The sequence below is a fragment of the Ancylobacter amanitiformis genome, assembly GCF_030814815.1.
In the GTDB taxonomy this organism is placed as follows: domain Bacteria; phylum Pseudomonadota; class Alphaproteobacteria; order Rhizobiales; family Xanthobacteraceae; genus Ancylobacter; species Ancylobacter amanitiformis.
Map to the genome: position 1 here is coordinate 115,679 of NZ_JAUSVR010000008.1, position 20,893 is coordinate 136,571.

General features: G+C 69.8%; 19 protein-coding genes. 9 read left to right on the forward strand and 10 right to left on the reverse strand.

What is annotated here, in order from left to right:
- Positions 1–139: 139 nt before the first annotated feature.
- The 4 genes from QOZ99_RS13460 to QOZ99_RS13475 all read right to left on the reverse strand — a co-directional run bounded on the left by QOZ99_RS13460 (position 140) and on the right by QOZ99_RS13475 (position 5,063).
- Positions 140–1,795: a Na+/H+ antiporter gene (locus tag QOZ99_RS13460; protein ID WP_306890500.1), complete on the reverse strand. Its 1,656-nt coding sequence runs from the start codon at positions 1,793–1,795 to the stop codon at positions 140–142.
- Positions 1,796–2,027: 232 nt separating this feature from the next.
- The gene (locus tag QOZ99_RS13465) at positions 2,028–2,636 is read right to left on the reverse strand and encodes a DUF308 domain-containing protein (RefSeq protein ID WP_306890501.1); all 609 of its coding nucleotides are present in this window, start codon (positions 2,634–2,636) and stop codon (positions 2,028–2,030) included.
- Between the two features lie 157 nt (positions 2,637–2,793).
- Complete coding sequence (locus QOZ99_RS13470; protein WP_306890502.1) at positions 2,794–3,918, reverse strand: FAD binding domain-containing protein; 1,125 nt, start codon at positions 3,916–3,918, stop codon at positions 2,794–2,796.
- Positions 3,919–3,938: 20 nt separating this feature from the next.
- Positions 3,939–5,063, reverse strand: coding sequence for an MFS transporter (locus QOZ99_RS13475; RefSeq protein ID WP_306890591.1), 1,125 nt, complete (start codon positions 5,061–5,063; stop codon positions 3,939–3,941).
- Positions 5,064–5,361: 298 nt separating this feature from the next.
- Between QOZ99_RS13475 and QOZ99_RS13480 the strand changes: the two genes are divergently transcribed.
- Positions 5,362–6,258 carry a LysR family transcriptional regulator gene (locus QOZ99_RS13480; protein WP_306890503.1) on the forward strand — a complete coding sequence of 299 codons (897 nt, stop codon included), beginning with the start codon at positions 5,362–5,364 and terminating at the stop codon, positions 6,256–6,258.
- Here QOZ99_RS13480 and QOZ99_RS13485 read toward each other — a convergent pair.
- The 4 genes from QOZ99_RS13485 to pncA all read right to left on the reverse strand — a co-directional run bounded on the left by QOZ99_RS13485 (position 6,249) and on the right by pncA (position 9,018).
- Positions 6,249–6,779 (reverse strand): DsbA family protein, encoded by a 531-nt coding sequence (locus QOZ99_RS13485; protein WP_306890504.1) that lies wholly within the window; start codon positions 6,777–6,779, stop codon positions 6,249–6,251. The genes QOZ99_RS13480 and QOZ99_RS13485 overlap by 10 nt on opposite strands.
- A complete protein-coding gene (locus tag QOZ99_RS13490; protein WP_306890505.1) occupies positions 6,776–7,285 on the reverse strand; it encodes a redoxin domain-containing protein in 510 nt (169 codons plus the stop codon). The genes QOZ99_RS13485 and QOZ99_RS13490 overlap by 4 nt, the downstream gene beginning before the upstream one ends.
- Positions 7,286–7,516: 231 nt before the next feature.
- Positions 7,517–8,293: an SDR family NAD(P)-dependent oxidoreductase gene (locus QOZ99_RS13495; RefSeq protein WP_306890506.1), complete on the reverse strand. Its 777-nt coding sequence runs from the start codon at positions 8,291–8,293 to the stop codon at positions 7,517–7,519.
- A 74-nt stretch (positions 8,294–8,367) separates the two neighbouring features.
- Complete coding sequence (pncA, locus tag QOZ99_RS13500; RefSeq protein ID WP_306890507.1) at positions 8,368–9,018, reverse strand: bifunctional nicotinamidase/pyrazinamidase; 651 nt, start codon at positions 9,016–9,018, stop codon at positions 8,368–8,370.
- A 181-nt stretch (positions 9,019–9,199) separates the two neighbouring features.
- Between pncA and QOZ99_RS13505 the strand changes: the two genes are divergently transcribed.
- From QOZ99_RS13505 to QOZ99_RS13535, 7 genes are all read left to right on the forward strand, one after another.
- Positions 9,200–10,432 carry an aminotransferase class III-fold pyridoxal phosphate-dependent enzyme gene (locus tag QOZ99_RS13505; RefSeq protein WP_306890508.1) on the forward strand — a complete coding sequence of 411 codons (1,233 nt, stop codon included), beginning with the start codon at positions 9,200–9,202 and terminating at the stop codon, positions 10,430–10,432.
- A 69-nt stretch (positions 10,433–10,501) separates the two neighbouring features.
- On the forward strand, positions 10,502–12,136 hold the full coding sequence (locus QOZ99_RS13510) for an ABC transporter substrate-binding protein (RefSeq protein WP_306890509.1): 1,635 nt from the start codon (positions 10,502–10,504) through the stop codon (positions 12,134–12,136).
- A gap of 17 nt (positions 12,137–12,153) precedes the next feature.
- The gene (locus QOZ99_RS13515) at positions 12,154–13,170 is read left to right on the forward strand and encodes an ABC transporter permease (protein ID WP_306890510.1); all 1,017 of its coding nucleotides are present in this window, start codon (positions 12,154–12,156) and stop codon (positions 13,168–13,170) included.
- Positions 13,171–13,274: 104 nt separating this feature from the next.
- Entirely contained in the window at positions 13,275–14,063 is a 789-nt protein-coding gene (locus tag QOZ99_RS13520; RefSeq protein WP_306890592.1) for an ABC transporter permease, read from the forward strand.
- A gap of 2 nt (positions 14,064–14,065) precedes the next feature.
- Complete coding sequence (locus QOZ99_RS13525; RefSeq protein WP_306890511.1) at positions 14,066–15,064, forward strand: ABC transporter ATP-binding protein; 999 nt, start codon at positions 14,066–14,068, stop codon at positions 15,062–15,064.
- Positions 15,064–16,059, forward strand: a complete 996-nt coding sequence (locus QOZ99_RS13530) for an ABC transporter ATP-binding protein (RefSeq protein ID WP_306890512.1) — start codon at positions 15,064–15,066, stop codon at positions 16,057–16,059. The genes QOZ99_RS13525 and QOZ99_RS13530 overlap by 1 nt, the downstream gene beginning before the upstream one ends.
- An 82-nt stretch (positions 16,060–16,141) precedes the next feature.
- Positions 16,142–16,873 (forward strand): helix-turn-helix domain-containing protein, encoded by a 732-nt coding sequence (locus tag QOZ99_RS13535; protein ID WP_183190765.1) that lies wholly within the window; start codon positions 16,142–16,144, stop codon positions 16,871–16,873.
- A gap of 8 nt (positions 16,874–16,881) precedes the next feature.
- On the opposite strand, the gene QOZ99_RS13540 is transcribed toward QOZ99_RS13535, so the two are convergent.
- Positions 16,882–17,742 (reverse strand): DMT family transporter, encoded by an 861-nt coding sequence (locus QOZ99_RS13540; RefSeq protein WP_306890513.1) that lies wholly within the window; start codon positions 17,740–17,742, stop codon positions 16,882–16,884.
- 346 nt (positions 17,743–18,088) lie between these two features.
- Here QOZ99_RS13540 and QOZ99_RS13545 point away from each other — a divergent pair, with 346 nt between their 5' ends.
- Positions 18,089–19,462, forward strand: a complete 1,374-nt coding sequence (locus tag QOZ99_RS13545) for an aminotransferase-like domain-containing protein (RefSeq protein ID WP_306890593.1) — start codon at positions 18,089–18,091, stop codon at positions 19,460–19,462.
- Between the two features lie 60 nt (positions 19,463–19,522).
- Here the strand turns inward: QOZ99_RS13545 and QOZ99_RS13550 are convergent, their stop codons facing one another.
- Positions 19,523–20,842, reverse strand: a complete 1,320-nt coding sequence (locus QOZ99_RS13550) for a PQQ-dependent sugar dehydrogenase (RefSeq protein ID WP_306890514.1) — start codon at positions 20,840–20,842, stop codon at positions 19,523–19,525.
- Between the last annotated feature and the right edge of the window lie 51 nt (positions 20,843–20,893).

Genomic DNA, 20,893 nt, shown 5'->3' on the forward strand with positions numbered 1-20,893 from the left:
CGTTTGCCCGCGGGTCCATCACGCCTGAGAGCCTTTTCCGATCAGATGGAACCATCTGATCGACAAGAAAATGCTCTAGATTCAATGGGCTGGAGCATGTTCTGATCGCAAGAGTCATTCAACTTTTGCGGAACATGCTCTAGCCATCGGCGGCGGTCTGGAAGGCTTCCTCGGCGAGGTCGATCTCGCGCAGCAGCTTGTGGGCGAGGTCGGCGGTGATGCGGTGGCCGCGCGCCAGGTTGACGATGGCGGTGCGCTCGGCCGTGAGCCCGACGACATGCAGGCGCTCCTCCTCATGCAGCGTGTTGGCGGCGGGAAGGGTTTGCGCCTCCGGCTGCAATTGCGAGAGGCGATGCTGATAATAATCGGCGACCTGCGCCACGGCCGCGAGGTGGTCGCCCTTCGTGCCGCGATCCACGGCACCGGCACCGGCACCGGCACCGGCACGGGCGAGAGCGGCGATGGCGGCGTTGGCCGCCTCGATGCGCGCGTCCCGCTCCTGCTGGTCGGGGTGCCGCTCGGGCGGCATCGAGACGCCGCGCAGCAGGCTGGGCAGGCTGGCATTGGCGAGCAGCAGCGAGACCAGGATCACGCCCGCGGCGATGAGGATGGCGAGATCGCGCGAGGGAAACGGCGCCCCGTCCGGCAGCGCCAGCGGCAGGCTCAGCGCGCCGGCCAGCGTGACCGCGCCGCGTACCCCGGCGGTGGACATGGCGAGAGTGAGCCGCCAGTCGGGCTTGCGCCGGCCGCCGGCCTGCTCGGCATGGCGACGCAGCCAGATGGTGATCGACACCCACACCCAGCCGAAGCGCAGCACGGCGAGCGCCACCGATACCGCCAGCACATACATTGCCAGCCAGCCGAGCCCGGCATGGCCGCTCTCCACCGAGCTGGCGTGCAGCCGCGCGACGATGCCCGGCAACTGCTCGCCCAGCAGCAGGAAGATGGAGCCGTTGAGGGCGAATTGCAGCGTCTCCCACACCGCGTTGCGGCGGATGCGGGTGACGGCGAGCGTCTGCGCGCTGAGTTCGATCCGGCTCATCATGATGCCGGCTGCCACCGCCGCGAGCACCGGCGAGCAATGGATCGCGTCGGCGAGAAGATAGGCGCCGTAGGGAGTGAGAAGGCTGATGAGGATCTGCGAGGAGGAATCCTCGCCGATCCGCCGGGCGATCCACATCTTGGCGATGGCGATCGCCCGGCTGAACGCCAGCCCGATGGCGATCCCGCCCGCCGCCGCCCAGACAAGGTCCGCGATGGAGGACCAGATCGGGAAAGTTCCGGTCATCGTCACCATGACGGCGAGGCGCAGGCAGACGAGGCCGGACGCGTCATTGAACAGCGCCTCGCCTTCGAGAATGCGCAGCACCCGGCGGGGAATGGGCACATTCGTCACCATGGCGGTGGCGGCGACGACATCGGTCGGCGAGAGCACCGCCGCCAGCGCGAAACACACCGCCAGCGGCATGGCCGGGATCATGAGGTTGAGCAGCAGGCCCACGCCGAGCACGGTGAGAAACACCAGCCCGAAGGCCAGCGACAGGATGGTGGCGGCATTGTCCTGCAGGTCCTGCTTGGGCACGCGCCAGCCGTCGAGGAACAGCAGCGGCGGCAGGAACAGCACGAAGAACATCTCCGGCTCCAGCTTCACGCCGAACGAGGTGGTGAGGCCGATGGCGGCGCCGGCGGCGATCTGCACCAGCGGCAGCGCGATGCGCCCGCCCAGCGCGCGGGAGAACCAGTGCGTGACGACGACGCCGACGATGAGGACGAGGATGATCGCGATGGCGTTCATGGCGGCGCGGCGTGCTCGGCGGGGCTTGGAAGGGAATGCGCGGGGGCCATTGCAGCGTTCGCGCCTGTGCCGGGGCGTGCGCCATGCGCTCGTTCCGCCGGCCTGAAAGAAAAGAGGCGGCGTCGGAGGTGGATCCGGCGCCGCCGCGAAAGGGAGAGGGGAGGGACGACAGCGTGGCTGTCGGAAGCCACTATCGCGCAGCGGGCCGGCGGGTTCTTTCCATTCGGCATCGTCAATGCGGAATCGACCGCCGTGCCCGAGCTTCAGCCTGCCCGCGTCGCACCAGCGCGAAGGCGATGAAACCGGCCCCGCGCACCGCCAGATCCGCGCCGATGATGGCGCCCAGCAGCCCGAGCGGTGCCGCCGGCCACAGGGCCAGCATGAGGATGCCGGCATCCATGCTGGCGAGCGCGCTGACCACCAGCCAGCTCTCGCCCGGCCGGTGGCGCAGGGGCCAGGCGGCGGCCAGCCGGCATCCGCCCGCGAGAGTCGCCAGCACGCCCAGAGCCAGCGTGTGCTGGAGCGAGGCGAGGGACGGGTCGGTGAGCATCAGCACGCCGGCGAGCGCGAGGGCCAGCCCCCCGGCAAGCCGGGCCGGCCATTGCGCCCGGTCTGCGCTGGCCAGCGCGTGTACCGCCTCGGCCGCGCCGGCCACCGTCATCATGGCGGCGACGGCGGGCAGGGCGGCGGTCGCGTCGGTGAGGTCGCCGGCGGCGATGCCGGCCGCCATCAGCTGGATGGAGCCGAGAGCCAGATAGCCGCCCCACCGGCGCGACGGCGTCCTGGGGGCGGCCGAGGCGGTGTCACGGGCGAAATGGCCGGTGGCCAGCACGTTCGCCATGGGGATCTCCTGTCGCGAAAGGGTGCCGCAGGGTCGGCCCGGACGGGCCCGGCTTCTTTCCCGATCGCGGGCGTCCTTGCCGGATGACATGACGCCGTGCGGTGGCGCCGTGCGATGGCGCCCGGACAAGGCTGTCCGGGCAGCACGGTTCACCCGTTCAGCCGATCTCCAGCGAGCGGCCGAGACGCTGGCCATAGGCGACGATGGCGCGTCCCGCCGGGCCCCGCGCGGCCTCATAGGCCGCGAGCGCGGCGGCGAGGTCGTCATGCCCGCTCAGCGCGTCGCGCAGCGCGAAGGCGTCCCCGGCCGCCTTGGCGACGCCCATCGCGGTGTGCGGGCGGGCGACGAAGGCGGCATCGCCCATCAGCGCGATGCGGGGCGAGGTCATGTGCGGGGTGGCATAGTCGAAGATGGCGTGGAGAAAGGGTGCGCGCTCCGCCAGCACCGCCGCGTGGAAGGCGGGCGGCAGTGCGCGCCCGGCATCGGCGCGCAGCGCCTCCACGGCCTCGGGCCGCACCCGGCCCGGCGCCAGCGAATAGGGCCGGCGCACGCCGTCCCGGTCGGTCAGGGCTTCGTCCAGGGCATCGGCCGCCACGCCGCGATACCACACCCAGTTGTAGCGGCGCTGGCCTTGCGTCGTGGAGCCATCCGCGCCGGGCACGAGATAGCCCAGCATGTGCGCGCCCGGCGCGTCGAAGAAGGCGAAGCGCCCGAACAGCTGGCGAGCGGCTTCCTCCGGCATGTCGCGCTCGGGTACCAGCCCGCGCCACGTGACATAACCGACATAGGCGGGCTGCGAGCCCGGCCCGGCGACCGCGCCGCGCAGCCGCGAGCCGATGCCATCGGCGGCGATCAGCAGGTCGCCCCGCTCGATGCCGCCATCGGCGAAGCGCACCCAGGCCTCGTGCGCCTCCTCGCCGACCTCCACCACCTGCCGGCCGCCGACATAGCGCGCCGCCGGCAGCAGGTCACGGAAGGTGCGGAACAGCACGTCCCAGGAGAGCTGGGTCTGCGGGGCATGCTGGCGCTGGAGGACGGCGCCGGCGCGGTCGAGATGGATCCGCTCCTGCGCCACCACGCCGAAATGGGCGAGGCGCTCGACACCGACCTCGCGCAGGATGTCGAACACCTCGCGCTGGGCGACGAGGCCGGCGCCCCGCCCCTCCAGCCCGTGTACCGAGCGTTCGAACACCGTGACGTCGAAGCCGGCGCGGTGGAGCAGGTTGGCGGCGAACAGGCCGCCGATCGAACCGCCGACGATGAGGATGCGGGTGGGCTTCATGGTGGTGTCCTTCCCTTAGGTCAGGCCCGGCGACGGAGCGCTTCGCGCAGCTGCACCCCGGCGGCCAGCGCCGCGAAGCCGGTTCCGAGCAGGCTCACCGCGGTCCAGCCCCCGGTGCTCCAGGCGAGAGTGGAGGCCGCCGAGCCTGCCGCGCCGCCGAGGAACATCGCTCCCATCAGCACGGTATTGAGCCGGGCCCGCGCCGCGGGGCGCAGGGCGAAGACGATGTGCTGGTTCGAGACGAGGGCGCTCTGCATGCCGAAATCCAGCAGCACGACGCCGACGACCAGGCCGATCAGCGAGCCCCACAGGCCGAACACCGCCCAGGAGGCCAGCGTGACCAGCGCGCCGACCAGCACCGTGCCCGCCGCGCCATGTTTGTCGGCAAAGCGCCCGGCGAGCGGGGCGGCGAGGATGCCGACCGCGCCGACCAGGCCGAACAGGCCGGCAATATCGGCGCCGAAGCCGAATTGAGGCTGCTCCAGCTGGAAGGCGAGGATGGTCCAGAAGGTGGTGAAGGCCGCGAACAGCGCCGCCTGCGTCACCGCCGCCCGCCGCAGCGCGGCGAATTCGGTCCACAGATGGCCGATCGAGCGCAGCGCCTTTGCGTAGCTCATGGTCGAATCCGGCGGGCTGTGCGGCAGGATGGCGGCCATCAGCGCGGCGGCGGCGAGCGCCATCGGCACCGCCAGCCAGAACATTTCCCGCCAGCCGCCATGGGTGGCGACGAAGCCGGCCAGCGTGCGGCTGAGCAGAATGCCGGTGAGAATGCCGGCCAGCACGGTGCCGACCGTGGCGCCGCGCTTTTCCGGCGCCGCCAGATGCGCCGCCAGCGGCACGATCTGCTGGGCGACGGTGGAGGTGAGCCCGATCATCAGCGACGCCGCCACCATGGCGAGCGAGGCCGGGGCGAGCGCGGCGAAGGCGAGGGCAACGGCCAGCAGCGCGAACTGGATGACGATCAGCCGGCGGCGCTCCACCAGATCGCCCAGCGGCACCAGCAGGAACAGACCGGCAGCATAGCCGAGCTGCGTCGCCGTGGGGATGGCGCCGGACAGCCGGCCGGGCAGGTCCTGCTCGATCACCGCCAGCATGGGCTGGTTGTAATAGATGTTGGCGACGGCCACGCCGGCGGCGGCGGCCATGGCGAACGTGGCGCCGAAGCCGAGCACCGCGCCCGCGGCGGATGTCGCGGGTGCCTTGGTCTCGTCTGCCTTGGCCCCGCCCGCCTTGGAGTTCGTGGCTTGGGCCGATGTGAGCTTGGATGGGGCGGCGTGGGGCAACCGCTCGCCGCCGAGCGTATTCTGCATGGACATGGGAGGTCTCCCGGCCCCTGCCAAAACGTGGCGGGGGAATGTGGGTTGGGTTGAGTTACAGATAGACCGGCGGCGTTTTTGTTATAGTGATATTATCTGAGCTTCAGTCGTATCGGATTTCGTTAGAATGGATTTCGCGGCTCTGGCCCTGCTGATCGAGACCGTCACCGCCGGCAGCCTGGCGGAGGCGGCGCGGCGGCTGCGCCTGTCGCCGATGAAGGCGACGCGGCTGATTTCCGCGCTGGAGGACGAACTCGGCGTGCGGCTGCTTCACCGCACCACGCGGGCGCTCTCGCTGACCGACGAGGGGCTCGTCTTCCTGCCGCATGCCCGCGCGCTGGTGGAGGAACAGGCTGCCGCGCTCGCGAGCGTGCGCGGCTCGACCGCCGGCGCGAGCGGACTTCTGCGGGTGAACGCCTCGCTTTCCTTCGGCCGGCAGGTGCTCGCCCCGCTGGTGGCACAGTTCATGGAGGCGCATCCCGAGGTGCAGGTGGAACTCCGGCTGACCGACGCGCTGGTCGACATCGTCGCCGAGGGCATCGACCTTGCCATCCGCATCGCCGAACTCGGCGACAGCACGCTCATTGCGCGGCGCCTCGCCGACAATCCGCGCCGGCTGGTGGCGTCGCCCGTTTATGTCGCGCGGTTCGGCATGCCCGCCACGCTGGCGGACCTGTCGCGCCACGCCTGCCTGACCAGCATCGCCCAGCCGCAATGGAGCTTCGACACCGCGACGGGCAATCATGTCGTCCGGCTCGCCGGCCGTTTCACCACCAATTCGATCGATGCCATCCACGAAGCCTGCGTGGGCGGGCTCGGCATCGCCAATCTCTCGGAATGGAATGTGCGGGACGACCTCGCGCGGGAGCGGCTGCGCGCGATCACGCTCGACGATGCCACCCCCGAACCGCTCGCTCTCTGGGCGGTCTATCCCAGCCGCCGGCTGGTGCCCGCCAAGGTCCGGCTGTTCATCGAGGCGCTGGCGGTGCGGCTGAGGCCGGCCGGCGAAGGCGTTCAGGCATAGCTGTCGCCCAGCCGCTGGATGCTATCGACCAGCGTGTCGAGGTCGACCGGGCCGTCATAGCGCCGGCCGTTGATGAACAGGCAGGGCGTGCCGTTCACGCCGCTGCGCAGCCCCCCGCGAAAGTCGCGGCGGATCTTCTCGTCATACGCCCCCTCGAAGGCGGCGAGCACGGCGGCGCGATCCAGCCCGAGCGCGTGGCCATAGGCGAGCAGGCTGCGGTCATCGAGCGCGTCCTGATGCTCGTAAAGCATGTCGTGAGCCTCCCAGAACCTGCCGATCGTCGCCGCGGCCTCGGCGAAGGCGGCCGCGCGGGAGGCGTGCGGGTGGGCTTCGGTCAGCGGGAAATTGCGGAAGACGAAACGAAGCCGGCTGCCAAGAGCCTCCTGCAATGCCTTCAGCACCGGGTAGGCCATGCCGCAATAGGGGCATTCGTAATCGCCATATTCGACCAGCGTGACAGGCGCATCCTCAGGCCCGGCGGCATGGTCGTCGGCGCTTACCGGCGGATTGAGCTGGCTCATGATGCGACTCCCGTCGGCTGCGGAGGCGTCGCCAGCTGGTCGAGCGCGCCGAGTATGCCGTCGGCACCGGGATTGATGCCCACCGGCGAGACATGGCTCCAGGCGATCCGGCCCGCGGAATCGATGACGAAGAGCGCGCGTTCCGACGTGCCCTCATGGGCGCGGTAGACGCCATAGGCGCGTGCGACCTCGCCCTTCGGCTCGAAATCGGCCAGGAGCGGGAAATGCAGCTTGCGCTCGGCGGCGAAGGCGCTGTGGCACCAAACGCCGTCAGTGGAGATGCCCACCAGCTGCGCCCCGTAATGGCGGAACTCCGGCAGCACCTCGTTGTACAGCGCCATCTGGTCGCCGCAGACCGGGCTCCAGTCGGCGGGGTAGAAGGCGAGGATGACCGGCGCCCCCTTGAGGTCCGAGAGCGAGAGGTTCTGGTCGGGCGTGGCGGGCAGGGTGAAGTCCGGCGCCGTTTGGCCGGGCGCGAGCGCGGTGCCGGAATGCTGCTGGTCCATGGTCGGGCTCCTTGGGCGATGCCGGGCCGTGCGCCGCCAGCCTCCCCGCCGCCGGGCGTCGAGCCGGCGGCGGAGGCGGTGCCGCGGCACGCCGCACCCGTTCGATACGACCAAGGCTAGGGGCTGGCCTGCCGCTCCGGAATCGCCCGTTCGGTTGCCGGACCCATACGTTGGGGTGCCCCGTTCCGCGCGATTGCCGCAGAGCGCCACCAACCGCCCGCGCCGGGAGGGTCAGACGATGAACTCGACCACCCCGCCATCGACCCTCAGCGCGGCGCCCGTCGTGGCGGAGGCAAGCGGCGAGGCGATGTAGACCGCCATGCTGGCCACCTCCTCCACCGTGGCGGGCCGGCCGATGATGGAGGAGGGCCGGTGCGCCTTGACGAAGTCGATGCCGGCCTGTTCGAGCGTCTTGCCCTTGGCGACCTCGTCCTTGAGCATTTCCGCCACGCCCTCGGACAGGGTGGGGCCCGGGAGGATCGAATTGACCGTCACCCCCGTGCCGGCCATGCGCTTGGCAAGGCCGCGGGCGAGCGAGACGTCGGCGGTCTTGCTGACCCCGTAATGGATCATCTCGACGGGGATGTTGTAGCCGGATTCCGAGCCGAGGAAGAGCATGCGGCCCCACCCTTTCGCGGCCATGCCGGGCAGATAGGCGCGGGCGATGCGCACGCCGCTCATCACATTCACCTGCCAGTGCCGGTCCCACACCGCATCGTCCGCCGCGAAGAAATCCACCGGCTGGAAGATGCCGAGATTGTTGACCACGATGTCGAAGGCCGGCTCGGCGGCGACCAGCGCGGCCAGACCCTCGGGCGTGGCGAGATCGATGGCGCGCCCGCGCGCGTTCGGCCCCAGCTTCGCCAGGGCGGCCGCCACCTTCGGCTCGGTGCGCCCGTTGATCACCACGCTCGCGCCGGCTTCATCGAGCCCCTTGGCGATGGCGAAGCCGATGCCCTCGGTGGAGCCGGTGACGAGGGCGGTCTTGCCCGAGAGATCGATCTTCATGGGTTGTCCTTTGCGCGCCTGATTGCGGCTGGCGCCTCATCTGGGGAGCTACCCCCGCACCAGCACAGGGCCCATCACAGGGAAATGACCACCTGCACTCCGGCGGCGTGAAAATCGCGCTCGGCGGCGTCCTCGGTGGTGCCTCCCTCGGCAAGCGGCAGCGCGATGGCGCGCGACAGCGGCTTGATGATGACCGCGTCGAAACCGAGCGTCGCCGCATCCAGCGCCGACCAGGCGGCGCAGAAATCATAGGCGAGGCCGACAAACACGCAGCGCCGAACGCCCTTGTCGCGGAGATAGCCGGCGAGGCCCGTCGCGGTGCGGTGATCGTTCTCGAAGAAGGCGGAATAGGAATCCACGCTGCGGTGCCAGCCCTTGCGCAGGACGAGATGGGCGCGGCGCAGCGCGCCATCGTGGATGGCGGGATGAAAGTCGGCGCCGGCCGTGCCCTGCACGCAATGGTCCGGCCACAGGATCTGCGGGCCATACGGCATCGCGATGGTGCTGAACGGCGCCGCTCCCGCATGGTTGCTGGCGAAGGACGTGTGATCGGCGGGATGCCAGTCCTGCGTCACCACCACCAGCGGGAATTGCCCGCTCAGCCTGTTGATGCCCGGCAGGATCTCGTCGCCGCCGGTCACTGCCAGCGCGCCGCCGGGACAGAAATCGTTCTGCGGATCGACCACCACGAGGGCGTCGGCGGGACGGGGTTGGAAAGCCGCCATCGGATCATCTGCTCCTGCATTGATCGCATCAACATACTGAATTGTTGCGACAATCTCTCAGGCCATTCTGACACGCCCGCCCGGTTTCGGCGGCGGGTCTTACTTTCGGTAGATTGACGCACCGTCCTCGCCTGCGCACCCTTGCGGCTGAATTCTAGGCATGCACAGGCAAGAGGCGAAAATGACCAACTCGCTGGATCGCACATTGCGGGAGCGGGCGCTGCGCGTGGTTCCCGGCGGCATGTGGGGGCACATGCACGCCAAGGATCTGCCCGAGGGCTACCCCCAGTTCTTCGCCCGTGCCGAGGGCACAAGGCTGTGGGACGTCGACGGCAACGAATATCTCGACTTCATGTGCAGCTGGGGCCCGATCATCCTCGGCCACCACCACCGGGAAGTCGACGCCGCCGCGCTCGCCCAGCTGCAGAAGGGCGACGCCATGAACGGCCCGGCGCAGGCCATGGTGGAACTCGCCGAGCTCATGGTGGAGCTTATCCCGCATGCCGACTGGGCGCAGTTCGAGAAGAACGGCACGGACGCGACCACCACCGCCGTCACCATCGCCCGGGCCGGCACCGGCAAGCGCAAGATCCTGGTCGCGCAGGGGGCCTATCACGGCGCGGTGCCGTGGTGTTCGCCCTCGCTGGTCGGCGTCACCTCGGAGGATCGCGCGCATATCCTCACCTACACCTATAACGACGTCGACAGCCTGAACGCGGCGGTGGACGCGGCCGGCGGCGACCTGGCGGGCATCATCGTCAGCGCCTTCCGGCATGATTACGGCAAGGACCAGGAACTGCCGACGGTCGCCTTCGCGCAGGCCGCGCGTGCGGCGGCGGATGCGGCCGACGCGGCGCTGATCGTCGACGACGTGCGCGCCGGCTTCCGGCTCGACCTCGGCGGCAGCTGGGAGCGGGTCGGCGTGCGCCCGGACCTTTCCGCCTGGTCGAAATCCATCGCCAACGGCTACGCGCTTTCCGCCGTGACCGGCAATGACCGGTTCCGCGCGGCGACGCAGTCGATCTTCACCACCGGCTCCTTCTGGTGCGGGGCGGTCTCGATGGCGGCGGCGGTGGCGACGCTCACCATCCTGCGCCGCGACAACGCGCTCGCCCACATGGAGGCGATGGGCACCGCGCTGCGCGAGGGGCTTGCCAGGCTGAGCGAAAGCCACGCCATCCCGCTCCGCCAGACCGGCCCGGTGCAGATGCCCATGGTGCTGTTCGAGGACGACGCGGATCTGCGCAAGGGCTTCGCCTTCTGCACGGCGGCGCTCAAGGCCGGCGTCTATTTCCACCCCCAGCACAACATGTTCCTGAGTGCCGCCCATACCGGCGCGGATATCGCCCGGGCGCTGGAGGCGGCCGAGCTCGGCTTGCGCGCCGTGCGCGCGCTCGCCCCCGTCGCCGCCTGACGCTTTCCGCGAAACGCTTTCCGCCGACCCCCTTCCGCCCGTCCGCCCTTCGTCCGGAGACATTGCCCCATGGCCAGACGTTCCCGCCTCGCCCCGTCAAGGTCGTTTGCGACGTCGCTCGCGACGTCCTTTGCCGCGTCCCTGCTCGCCTCGGTCTTCTTCCTGCCGCTCGATGTGCGGAGCGCACCGGCCGCCGACGGGCCGCTCGTGGTGGCGCGGGCGATGGACGTCAATTCGCTCGACCCGGCCCGCGCCTATTGCGATACCTGCCAGATCTACCTGTCGGCGGTCTATGCGACGCTGCTGACGCTGGCGCCCGACAACCAGACCATCATCCCCATGCTCACCAAGAGCTGGGAGGTCAGCCCTGACGTGACCACCTTCACCTTCCACCTCGACCCGGCAGCCACCTTCTCCGATGGCAGCCCGGTGACGGCGCAGGACGTGAAATGGTCACTGGAACGGCTGAAGAACATCAAGGGCGGGCCCGCCTATCTGATGGACAGCCTCAAGTCGATCGAGGCGAAGGACCCGGCGACCGTGGTCATCACCACGCAGACGCCCAATTCGGAATTTCTCGGCATCCTCGCCGCGCCCTATACCGGCATCATCAATGCCAAGCTCGCTTCCGCCAATGGCGCCAACGCCAATGCCGACGCGGCGACCTCCGACGCGTCCGACACCTGGTTCCTCGCCCATTCGGCGGGTGCCGGCCCCTTCGTGCTGGAGAGCTATACCGCCGACGATTCGCTTCGCCTCGCCCGCAACGACACATACTGGGGCAAGAAGGCCGGCGTGCCGGGCGTCGTGCTGAAGCAGACGGCCGATGCGGTGACGCAGGCCCAGATGCTGCAGTCCGGCACCGCCGATATCGCCATGCAGATCGATCCCGACACGGCCAAGACGGTTTCCGCGCCGGACGCCACCTTCACCTCGGTGCCCTCGTTCAATTTCGTCTATGCCGCGATCAGCCCGGCGGCCAAGGGCGCGCCGGTGCCGCTGACCTCTGACGTGCGCCAGGCCATCGCGCTGGCGCTCGACTACAAGGGCGCCATCGACTTCACGGTCGGCGGCGAGGGCAAGGAACAGTCCTCCGCCATTCCCAACGGCTATCCCGGCACGAAGGACCTGCCCGCGCCGGTCACCAATGTGGAGAAGGCGAAAGAACTCCTCGCCAAGGCTGGCCATCCCGACGGCTTCGCGATGGAACTCGAATTCCCGGCCATGAACGTCTACGGCGTCGACCTGTCGCTGCTCGCCCAGAAGGTGCAGCAGGATCTCGGCAAGGTCGGCATCAAGCTGTCGCTGAAGCCGGTGCCCTTCACCGTGTGGATCAGCGACATCAACGATCCCGGCACGCCCTTCGCGCTCGGCTTCTTCGCCCCCGACTATTTCGGCAGCGCCCAGTATGTGCAGTATTTCGGCATGCTGCCCGACATGCCCTGGGCCAACCGCGCCGGCGTCGGCAAAGAGCCCGGCCTCGATGGCAAGGAACAGCTGGCGCTGTACCACAAGGCGCTGGCCGCAACCGATGTTCCGGCGCAGGAGGCGGCCTATCGCGATCTCGCGCTCAAGATGATCGACGACAAGATCATCCTGCCGCTGGTCAGCCCCAACCTCATTCTCGCCTATCGCAACGATGTGAGCGGGGTGCGCTACAGCGCCTGCTGCAACCTGCCGCTCGGCGAGATCGAGAAGAAGTGAGAGGCTGAGAGCCCGCCATGCTGAAGGTCGTCGTGCGGCGATTGCTGGTGATGCCGTTCCTGCTGCTCGGGATCGTCACGGCGACCTTCCTGCTGGCCCAGTTCACCAAGGGCAACCCGCTGGTCTCCATTATCGGCGCGCGCAATCTCGACAATGCCGAGGTCGTGGCCGCCGCCAAGGCGCGCTGGGGCCTCGATCGCTCGGTGCCCGAGCGCTACGCGATCTATGTGTGGAACCTCGCCCATGGCGATCTCGGCACGTCGTTCCGCACGAAGCAGCCGGTGTTGAAGGATCTGGCGCAGCGGCTGCCGGCCACGCTCGAACTGGTCATCTGCGCGATGATCGTCGGTGCCGCCGGCGGCATCGCGCTGGCCATCGTCTCCGCCGAGTTCAAGAACAGCCTGGCCGACCATGTCGCGCGGCTGGTGGCGTTGATGGGCTCCTGCCTGCCGGTGTTCTGGCTCGGGCTGATCGCGCTGTTCCTGTTCTCCGTCCAGACACGACTGCTGCCCGGACCCGGCCGGCTCGACATCCGCGCGGTGGCGCCCCCTGTGACCACCGGCTTCATGCTGGTCGATACGCTGCTGGCCGGCAATGTGGCGGGCTTCATCGATGCCGCCCGCCACCTCGTCCTGCCCTCGCTGGTGCTGGGCTGGTCGGTCATGGGCATCGTGGCGCGCATGGTGCGGGCCTCGATGCTCGACGTGCTGGGGCAGGACTACATCACCATGGCGCGGGCCAAGGGCGCCGGGCGCCTGCGCGTGCTGGTCCACCACGCGCTCGCCAATGCGCTGATCCCGGCGCTGACCATTCTCGGCTTCACCTTCGCCTATCTCATCACCGGCTCGGTGCTGGTGGAGACCATCTTTTCCTGGCCGGGCATCGGCTCCTACGCGGTCGAGGCGGCGCGCAGCCTCGATTATCCCGCGATCACCGGCGTGACCATCATCGGCGGCCTCGGCTTCCTGGTCGCCAACCTGCTCACGGATGTCGCCTATGCCGCGGCCGACCCGCGCATGCGGGAGGCCACGTGATGCTGATGGGGCCGACGACGCATCGGGACGTCCGCCCGCGCCCGCGCCTTGCCGGGGCGATCGGGGGCTTCTTCGCGCGACTCGGCTGGCGGCAGGTGCCGGTGATGTTCGCGGCCGTGGTGCTGGTCGCGCTGGTGCTGGTGGCGCTGACCATTCCGCTGTGGACGCCCTATGACCCGATCGGCCTCGCCGGCCGCCGCCTGCAGCCGCCCAGCGCGGCGCACTGGCTGGGCACCGACGCGCTGGGGCGCGACGTGCTGGTGCGCACGCTGTTCGGGGCGCGCTACTCGCTGCCGATCGCCGCGGTGGTGCTGGTGGTGGCGGTCGGCATCGGGGTCACGCTCGGCGCGCTGGCCGGCTTCCTCGGCGGCATCGTCGACAATGTGCTGATGCGGCTCGCCGACATCACGCTGGCCTTTCCGCCCGTGCTGCTGGCCATGGCGATCGCCGCCTCCCTGGGCCCCGGGCTGGTCAATACCGCGCTCGCCCTCATCATCGTCTGGTGGCCGATCTATGCGCGGCTGATGCGGGCGCAGGTGCTGAACGTGAAGAAACTCGATCATGTCGATGCCGCCATCGTCGGCGGCGTCACGCCGGCGCGCCTGCTCACCCACCACATCATGCCGCTGTGCTGGAGCCCGATCTTCGTCAACATGACGATGGATGTCGGGCAGGTGATCCTGCTGGCCGCCGGCCTCAGCTTCATCGGCCTCGGCGCCCAGCCGCCGACGCCGGAATGGGGCCAGATGATCGCCGAGGGCGCGTCCAATTTCTATTGCTGGTGGATCGCGCTCGGGCCGGGAATGGCAATCTTCCTGGTCTCGCTCTCCTCGAATTTTCTGGGCGACGGCCTGCGCGATGTCGCCGATCCGCGCACGCGCCAGGGAGGTTGACCATGGCTGTGCCGCTGCTCGACATAAAGGGCCTCGCCGTCACCATCCCGACCCGCGGCGGCGAGCGGGCGGCGGTGTCCAATGTCGATTTTTCCGTCGATCGCGGCGAGGTAGTGGGGCTGGTCGGCGAATCCGGCTCCGGCAAGAGCCTGTCCATGCTGGCGGTGATGGGGCTGCTGCCGCGGCAGTTCGGAGTTTCCGGCTCCATCCGCTTCGACGGCGAGGAGATTGCCGGCGCGCCCGAGCGGCGGCTGCGGGCGCTGCGCGGCCGGCGCATCGCCATGGTCTTCCAGGACCCGATGACGGCGCTCAACCCGGTGCAGACCATCGGCGCGCAGATTACCGAGATGATCCGCCTGCACAATGCCGGGATGTCGCGGGCGCAGGTGCGGCAGAAGGCGCTTTCACTGCTTGAAGCGGTGGCCATTCCCGCGCCGGAGCGGCGCTTTGACCAGTATCCGCACGAGTTCTCCGGCGGCATGCGCCAGCGCGTGGTGATCGCCATCGCCATCGCCAACGATCCCGACCTGCTGATCGCCGACGAGCCGACCACCGCGCTGGACGTGACCATCCAGGCGCAGATCATGGAGATTTTCGCCGGGCTGCGGGCCGAGCGCGGCATGGCGATCGTGCTGATCACGCATGATCTCGGCCTTGTCGCAGGCCTCGCCGATCGCATGAGCGTGCTCTATGCCGGACGCATCGCGGAACGCGGACCGGTTGGCCCGCTCTTCGCGGCTCCGCGTCACCCCTACACGGCGAGCCTGCTCGCCGCCGTGCCCTCGATCGACGATGTCAGCGAGCGGCTTCATGCCATTCCCGGCACGCCGCCCTCGCTCAGCGAGCGTCCGCCGGGCTGCGCCTTCGCCCCGCGCTGTGACTTCGCCGTGCCGGCATGCCGGGCGAGCGAGCCGGACCTCACGCGCGTCGGCGGCTCGGTCGTGGCCTGCCACCGAGCCAATGATCCCGCGTTCGCCGCGCGGCTGAAGGAGCCGGCCTGATGGGCGCCGCCGCACGCATCGATGACGTTCCGCTGCTGGCGGTGGAGGACCTGCGGGTCGAGTTCCCGGTGCGGCGCGGCCTCGTCTTTCCGCGCAAGGTCGGCGCCATCGGCGCGGTGGCGGGGGTGTCGCTGGCGGTGCGGCCGGGCGAGACGCTGAGCATTGTCGGTGAATCCGGCTGCGGCAAATCCACGCTCGCCCGTGCCATCATGGGGCTGGTGTCGCCCAGCGCGGGGCGCATCCTGTTTCGCGGCACGGATCTGGTCGGCCTGACGGCGGCGCAGATGCGGCCCTATCGCCGCGACATCCAGCTGGTGTTCCAGAACCCCTATGCGTGCCTCAACCCGCGCATGAGCGCCTATCGCAACATCGCCGAGCCGTTGCGCATGCTGGGCCTGCCGCGGGAGGAGCGCGACCGGCGGGTGGTGCGTGCCATGCAGCAGGTGCAACTGCTGCCCGAGCAGGCCGACCGCTATCCCTTCGCCTTTTCCGGCGGCCAGCGCCAGCGCATCGGCATCGCCCGCGCGCTGGCGGTCGAGCCCGAGCTCATCGTGCTGGACGAGCCGGTCTCGGCGCTCGACGTCTCGGTGCAGGCGGGGGTGCTGAACCTGCTCAAGGACATCCAGCTGCGCACCGGCATCGCCTATATCTTCATCGCCCATAACCTCGCCGTCATCCGCCACATGTCGGACCGCGTGGCGGTGATGTATCTCGGGCGGATCGTCGAGAGCGCGCCGCGCGACCGGCTGTATCGCGCGCCCGCCCATCCCTATACGCAGGCGCTGCTCTCCGCCGCGCCCATCCCCGACCCGGTGCGCGAGCGCGCGCGGCAGCGCCTGGTGCTCACCGGGGACGTTCCCAATCCGGCCGAGCGCCCCTCGGGCTGCGGCTTCCGCACCCGCTGCCCCCGGGCGCAGGCGGTCTGCGCCGAGGTCGATCCGGCCCCCGCCGAGCGCGCGCCGGGCCATCAGGTGTGCTGCCACTTCCCGGGGTGAGCGCGCGGCCCGCCCGGCTGTCGCCGAATGGCCGCCTTCTTGCTTGATGCGGGGGATTGTTCGCTCGATACGGAGGAAGATCATGTCCCATCCGTCGGGATCTGTGTCCCCGTGCGCCGCGCAGGAGCAGGTCGCCCATATACGCGGCGTCGCGCTGGGCACGTTCCAGGCGTCGTCGGCGGTGCTGTACTGGATCGACGACCGCCGCCACATGGTGGTGGCCGATATCGTGGGGCCGGGCCTGCGCCATATCGATCGCTATATCCGCGACATGAAGCCGTTCGACCCGCTCAACATCGAACGTCTGGTCTCGTCGGGCAAGCGCATCGCCACGATGAGCCAGGACCGGCACCTCGCACCGGCCAGCGAGTTCGAGCATTATTGCGGCTACCTGCGCGACAGCGAGGTGAGCGATGTGCTCGACTTCGTGTTCTGGCGCGATGGCGAGCCCTTCGCCGGGCTCGGCATCCTCAAGGCGCCCGGCGATCCCTCGATCACCGAGGAAACGCTGCGGATCGCCTCGTCGCTGCAGCCCTATCTCGAATTCAACCTCGGCAACCATCCGCGCCGCCGCGACCACCGGCGCCAGCAGCAATTGCGCGTGGTCTACGGGCTCACCGGCCGGGAGATCGAGATTGCCGAACTGATCAGCAACGGGCTGACCAACCACGACATTGCCGGCACGCTCGACATCGGCCTCGGCACGGTGAAGACGCATCTTCTGCACGTGTTCCAGAAGCTCGACGTGTCCAACCGCACCATGCTCTCGACACGCCTCGCCGGCATGGGCGACGAGCCCGCATCCGTTTCCTGAAACGGGCCTCAGGCGAAGCGTTTGGCGCCGGCGACGCAGAGCACCACCCCTCCCGTCGCCAGGACCATGGAGCCCGCGACCGGCTCGCCGAGCAGCAGCCCGGCCAGGGCCAGGCCGAAGAAGGGCTGCAGCAATTGCAACTGGCCGACGCCGGCAATGCCGCCCAGCGCGAGGCCGCGATACCAGAAGACGAAGCCGATCAGCATGCTGAACACCGAGACATAGCCCAGCCCGAGCCAGGCCGGCCCGCCAATGCCGCTCCAGGCCATTGGGCGGGTGAGAGCCGCCACGACCGCCATGGCCGGCAGCGCCAGCACCAGCGCCCAGGAGATCACCTGCCAGCCGCCCAGCCGGCGCGACAGCCGGGCGCCCTCGGCATAGCCGAGCCCGCAGAGCAGGATCGCCGCGATCATCAGCAGATCGCCGGCGGGCGAGGCGGCCCCGCCATTGGCCAGCGCGAAGCCGACCACCGAAGCGGCGCCGAGCAGCGAGAACAGCCAGAAGGCCGGCCGCGGCCGCTCCCCCGCCCGCATCACGCCGAACAGCGCGGTGGCCAGCGGCAGCAGGCCGATGAACACCACCGAATGGGCGGATGTTATGTGCTGCAGCGCCAGCGCCGTGAGCAGCGGGAAGCCGACCACCACTCCGAGCGCCACCACCGCGAGCGGAGCGAGATCCGCCCGCGCCGGGCGCGGCTGGCGCAGGGCCAGCAGCAGCGCCGCGCCGAGAAGCGCGGCGATCACCGCGCGGGCCGAGGTGAGGAACAGCGGCGTGAACCCGCCGACCGCCACCCGCGTCGCCGGCAGCGAGCCGCTGAAAATGAGCACGCCAATGAGGCCGCTGCCCCATCCCTCGCTCGTGCGCGGCATGCTCGCCTCCCCCTGTCGCGCTGGGTGCGCCCATTTGCGCTCCGGCGTCACTCTCCGCCCGGCCAATAGCGCGGCATGCATTGCGGCGACAGGCACGCTCCCATACGGTGAGGCCGAACAGTGTGGTGGAGGAGTGCCATACAGTTGGAAGGATCCACGCGCGAGACGGGCGGCGGGGAACATGGAGGTGTTGGAGATGGCGGCAGATGACCGCGCGGCCCGCAGCGAGGCCACCGGCACCGAGGCCACCGGCACCGAGGCCACCGGCACCGAGGCCACCGGCACCGAGGCCACCGGCACCGAGGCCACCGGCACCGAGGCAAGGGGCAATCTGGCGCCGCGCATCATGGCGATGTCCCGCACCGAAGCGGTGATGGCCGAAATCCGCCGCCGGCTGGCGGGTCGCAGCCTCACGGCCGGGGAGAAATTGCCCTCCATTCGGCGGTTCGCGCGCGAGATGCGGGTCTCGCCCTCGACCGTCGTTGAGGCCTATGACCGGCTCGCCGCCGAAGGGCTGATCCGCTCGCGCGCCGGTTCCGGCTTCTTCGTCGCGGGTGGCGTGCCGCCCGTCGCGCTGGCGGATGCCGGGCCTCGGCTCGACCGGGCGATCGATCCGTTATGGGTGTCGCGCCAATCGCTGGATGCGCCGCCGGATATGGTGCGGCCGGGCTGCGGCTGGCTGCCGGCGGACTGGATGCCCGGGCCGGCCATCCGCCGGGCGATCCGCGCGCTCGCCCGCGCCGATGACAGCGTGCTGACGGAATATGGCGGCACGCGGGGCTCCCGCGCGCTGCGCCAGTTGCTGGCACGCCGATGCGCGACCGAGGGCCTCGATGTGGGAACCGACCAGATCCTGCTCACCGCCTCGGGCACGCAGGCGATCGACCTTCTCTGCCGCTTCCTGCTCAATCCCGGCGATACGGTTCTCGTCGACGATCCCTGCTATTTCAATTTCCAGGCGCTGCTTCGTGCCAGCCGCGCGAAGATCGTCAGCGTGCCCTACACCCCCGTGGGACCGGACGTGGCACGCTTCACAGAGGCGCTCGCCACCCACCGCCCGCGCCTCTACATCACCAATTCCGCGCTGCATAACCCGACCGGGGCGACGCTGTCGCCGCAGACCGCCCATCGCCTGCTCACCGCCGCGGCCGCGCATGACCTGACCATCGTGGAAGACGAGATCTTCGCCGATTTCGAGCCGGAACCCTCCCCGCGCCTTGCTGGGCTGGAGGGGCTCAACCGCGTGATCCGCATCGGCAGCTTCTCCAAGACGCTGTCCGCCTCGATACGCTGCGGCTACATCGTCGCCCGGGCGGACTGGATCGAAGGGCTGGTCGACCTGCAGGTGGCGACCAGTTTCGGCGGGCCGAGCCCCGTGGCGGCCGAACTCGTGCTCGGCACGCTCGGCGATGGCAGCTACCGCAAGCATCTCGCCGCGCTGCGCGGCCGGCTGGCACGGCGGCGCCGGGAAATGCTGGGCGCGCTGGAGGGACTGGGCTTCAACGCCTGGACCCTGCCGCGCGGCGGGTTCTACCTCTGGTGCCATCTGCCGGAGCGGCGGGATGCGGCTGAACTGGCACGCGCCGCGCTGGCCGAGCGGGTCGTGCTCGCCCCGGGCAACGCGTTCAGCGTCACGCAGTCGGCCGGCGATCTCATGCGCTTCAACGTGGCGCAGATGAACCCGGACGTTCTGCGCGTCCTCGGCCGGGCGCTGCGCTGACGGCGATCGAGGTCGCTCCCGGCGCGCCGCCCGACAGCGCCCGTTGTCGCCCGTCGCCGTTCAGGCGGCAGTCACGCGCCAGATGCAATCGCCGACATCGTCGACCACGAGGAGGCCGCCGCGCCTGTCGACCAGAACGCCGACCGGACGGCCCAGCGCCTTGCCGTTGACCAGGAAGCCGCCGAGAATTTCCTCCGGCGCGCCAGCCGGCTTGCCCTCCGCGAAGGGGATGAAGATCACGCGGTAGCCGGCCGGTGGGTTGCGGTTCCACGAGCCGTGCTGGCCGATGAACACGCCATCGCGGAAGCGGGCGCCGAAGCGGCCGTCGTCGACGAAGGTGAGACCGAGCGAGGCGGTATGGCAGCCGAGCGCGTAGTCGGGCTTGAGCGCCTTGGCGACGAGGTCGGGACGCTGCGGGCTCACCCGCGTGTCGACCACGCCCCAGTAGGAATAGGGCCAACCATAGAAGGCGCCGTCCTTCACCGAGGTCATGTAGTCGGGCACGAGGTCGTCGCCGATCTCGTCGCGCTCGTTGACGCTGGTCCAGAGTTCGCCCGTCACCGGGTTCCAGTCCATGCCGACCGGGTTGCGCAGGCCGCCGGCGAACACGCGCACCGCGCCGCTGGCAATGTCCACTTCGAGAATGGCGGCGCGGTTCTCCTCCTCCGCCATGCCGAATTCGGCGACGTTGGAGTTGGAGCCGACGCCGACATAGAGCTTGGTACCGGCCTTGTTGGCCACCAGGCTCTTGGTCCAGTGGTGGTTGCGCCCGGCCGGCAGGTCGCAGATCTTGACCGGCGCGGCCGTGATGCGGGTCGCGCCCGCCACATAGGGAAAGCGCACCACCGAATCGGCATTGGCGACATAGAGCTGGTCGCCGATCAGCGCCATGCCGAAGGGCGAGAACAGGTTCTCGATGAAGGGCGTCTTGATCTCCGCCACGCCGTCGCCGTCCGCGTCGCGCAGCAGGGTGATGCGGTTGGCGCTGGCAACGCCCGCGCCGGCACGCGCCATGACCCAGCCCATGACCCACCAGCGCAGGCTGAACACGCCGGGCGGGGAAGGCGGGGCGGCGGTCTCCGCGACGAGGATGTCGCCATTCGGCAGTTCGTATACCCAGCGCGGATGGGCAAGGTTGTCGGTGAAGGCTCCGACCTTGAAGCCAGCCGCGGGCCGGGGCTTCTGGCCCGCGGACCAGCCGACGGCGGCGGCGACCTTCATGATGGGGATCAGCGTCGGCTTGGGCGTCGGCAGGTTCGGAACATCGCCATAGCCGGCCTCTTCCGCGAGGGCGGGTGTCTTGCGCAGATCGGCGAGAAAATGGGCCGCGCCGGTGACGCAGGCGCCCAGAAAACCGGCGATCTTGACATAGTTGGCCATGGCCGGCTCCTGCTGCGAATGACACGCCATCTGACTCGGATGCCTGGGCCC

What these genes read in the sequence shown, in the direction of transcription:
- QOZ99_RS13525 (WP_306890511.1), top strand. Translation starts at nt 14,066, where the DNA reads ATGGCTGTGCCGCTGCTCGACATAAAGGGCCTCGCCGTCACCATCCCG.
- QOZ99_RS13465 (WP_306890501.1), bottom strand. Translation starts at nt 2,636, where the DNA reads ATGGCGAACGTGCTGGCCACCGGCCATTTCGCCCGTGACACCGCCTCG.
- QOZ99_RS13485 (WP_306890504.1), bottom strand. Translation starts at nt 6,779, where the DNA reads ATGAGCCAGCTCAATCCGCCGGTAAGCGCCGACGACCATGCCGCCGGG.
- QOZ99_RS13510 (WP_306890509.1), top strand. Translation starts at nt 10,502, where the DNA reads ATGGCCAGACGTTCCCGCCTCGCCCCGTCAAGGTCGTTTGCGACGTCG.
- pncA (WP_306890507.1), bottom strand. Translation starts at nt 9,018, where the DNA reads ATGGCGGCTTTCCAACCCCGTCCCGCCGACGCCCTCGTGGTGGTCGAT.
- QOZ99_RS13520 (WP_306890592.1), top strand. Translation starts at nt 13,275, where the DNA reads ATGTTCGCGGCCGTGGTGCTGGTCGCGCTGGTGCTGGTGGCGCTGACC.
- QOZ99_RS13545 (WP_306890593.1), top strand. Translation starts at nt 18,089, where the DNA reads ATGGCGATGTCCCGCACCGAAGCGGTGATGGCCGAAATCCGCCGCCGG.
- QOZ99_RS13470 (WP_306890502.1), bottom strand. Translation starts at nt 3,918, where the DNA reads ATGAAGCCCACCCGCATCCTCATCGTCGGCGGTTCGATCGGCGGCCTG.
- QOZ99_RS13480 (WP_306890503.1), top strand. Translation starts at nt 5,362, where the DNA reads ATGGATTTCGCGGCTCTGGCCCTGCTGATCGAGACCGTCACCGCCGGC.
- QOZ99_RS13495 (WP_306890506.1), bottom strand. Translation starts at nt 8,293, where the DNA reads ATGAAGATCGATCTCTCGGGCAAGACCGCCCTCGTCACCGGCTCCACC.
- QOZ99_RS13540 (WP_306890513.1), bottom strand. Translation starts at nt 17,742, where the DNA reads ATGCCGCGCACGAGCGAGGGATGGGGCAGCGGCCTCATTGGCGTGCTC.
- QOZ99_RS13535 (WP_183190765.1), top strand. Translation starts at nt 16,142, where the DNA reads ATGTCCCATCCGTCGGGATCTGTGTCCCCGTGCGCCGCGCAGGAGCAG.
- QOZ99_RS13515 (WP_306890510.1), top strand. Translation starts at nt 12,154, where the DNA reads ATGCTGAAGGTCGTCGTGCGGCGATTGCTGGTGATGCCGTTCCTGCTG.
- QOZ99_RS13550 (WP_306890514.1), bottom strand. Translation starts at nt 20,842, where the DNA reads ATGGCCAACTATGTCAAGATCGCCGGTTTTCTGGGCGCCTGCGTCACC.
- QOZ99_RS13530 (WP_306890512.1), top strand. Translation starts at nt 15,064, where the DNA reads ATGGGCGCCGCCGCACGCATCGATGACGTTCCGCTGCTGGCGGTGGAG.
- QOZ99_RS13505 (WP_306890508.1), top strand. Translation starts at nt 9,200, where the DNA reads ATGACCAACTCGCTGGATCGCACATTGCGGGAGCGGGCGCTGCGCGTG.
- QOZ99_RS13460 (WP_306890500.1), bottom strand. Translation starts at nt 1,795, where the DNA reads ATGAACGCCATCGCGATCATCCTCGTCCTCATCGTCGGCGTCGTCGTC.
- QOZ99_RS13475 (WP_306890591.1), bottom strand. Translation starts at nt 5,063, where the DNA reads ATGGCCGCCGCCGCCGGCGTGGCCGTCGCCAACATCTATTACAACCAG.
- QOZ99_RS13490 (WP_306890505.1), bottom strand. Translation starts at nt 7,285, where the DNA reads ATGGACCAGCAGCATTCCGGCACCGCGCTCGCGCCCGGCCAAACGGCG.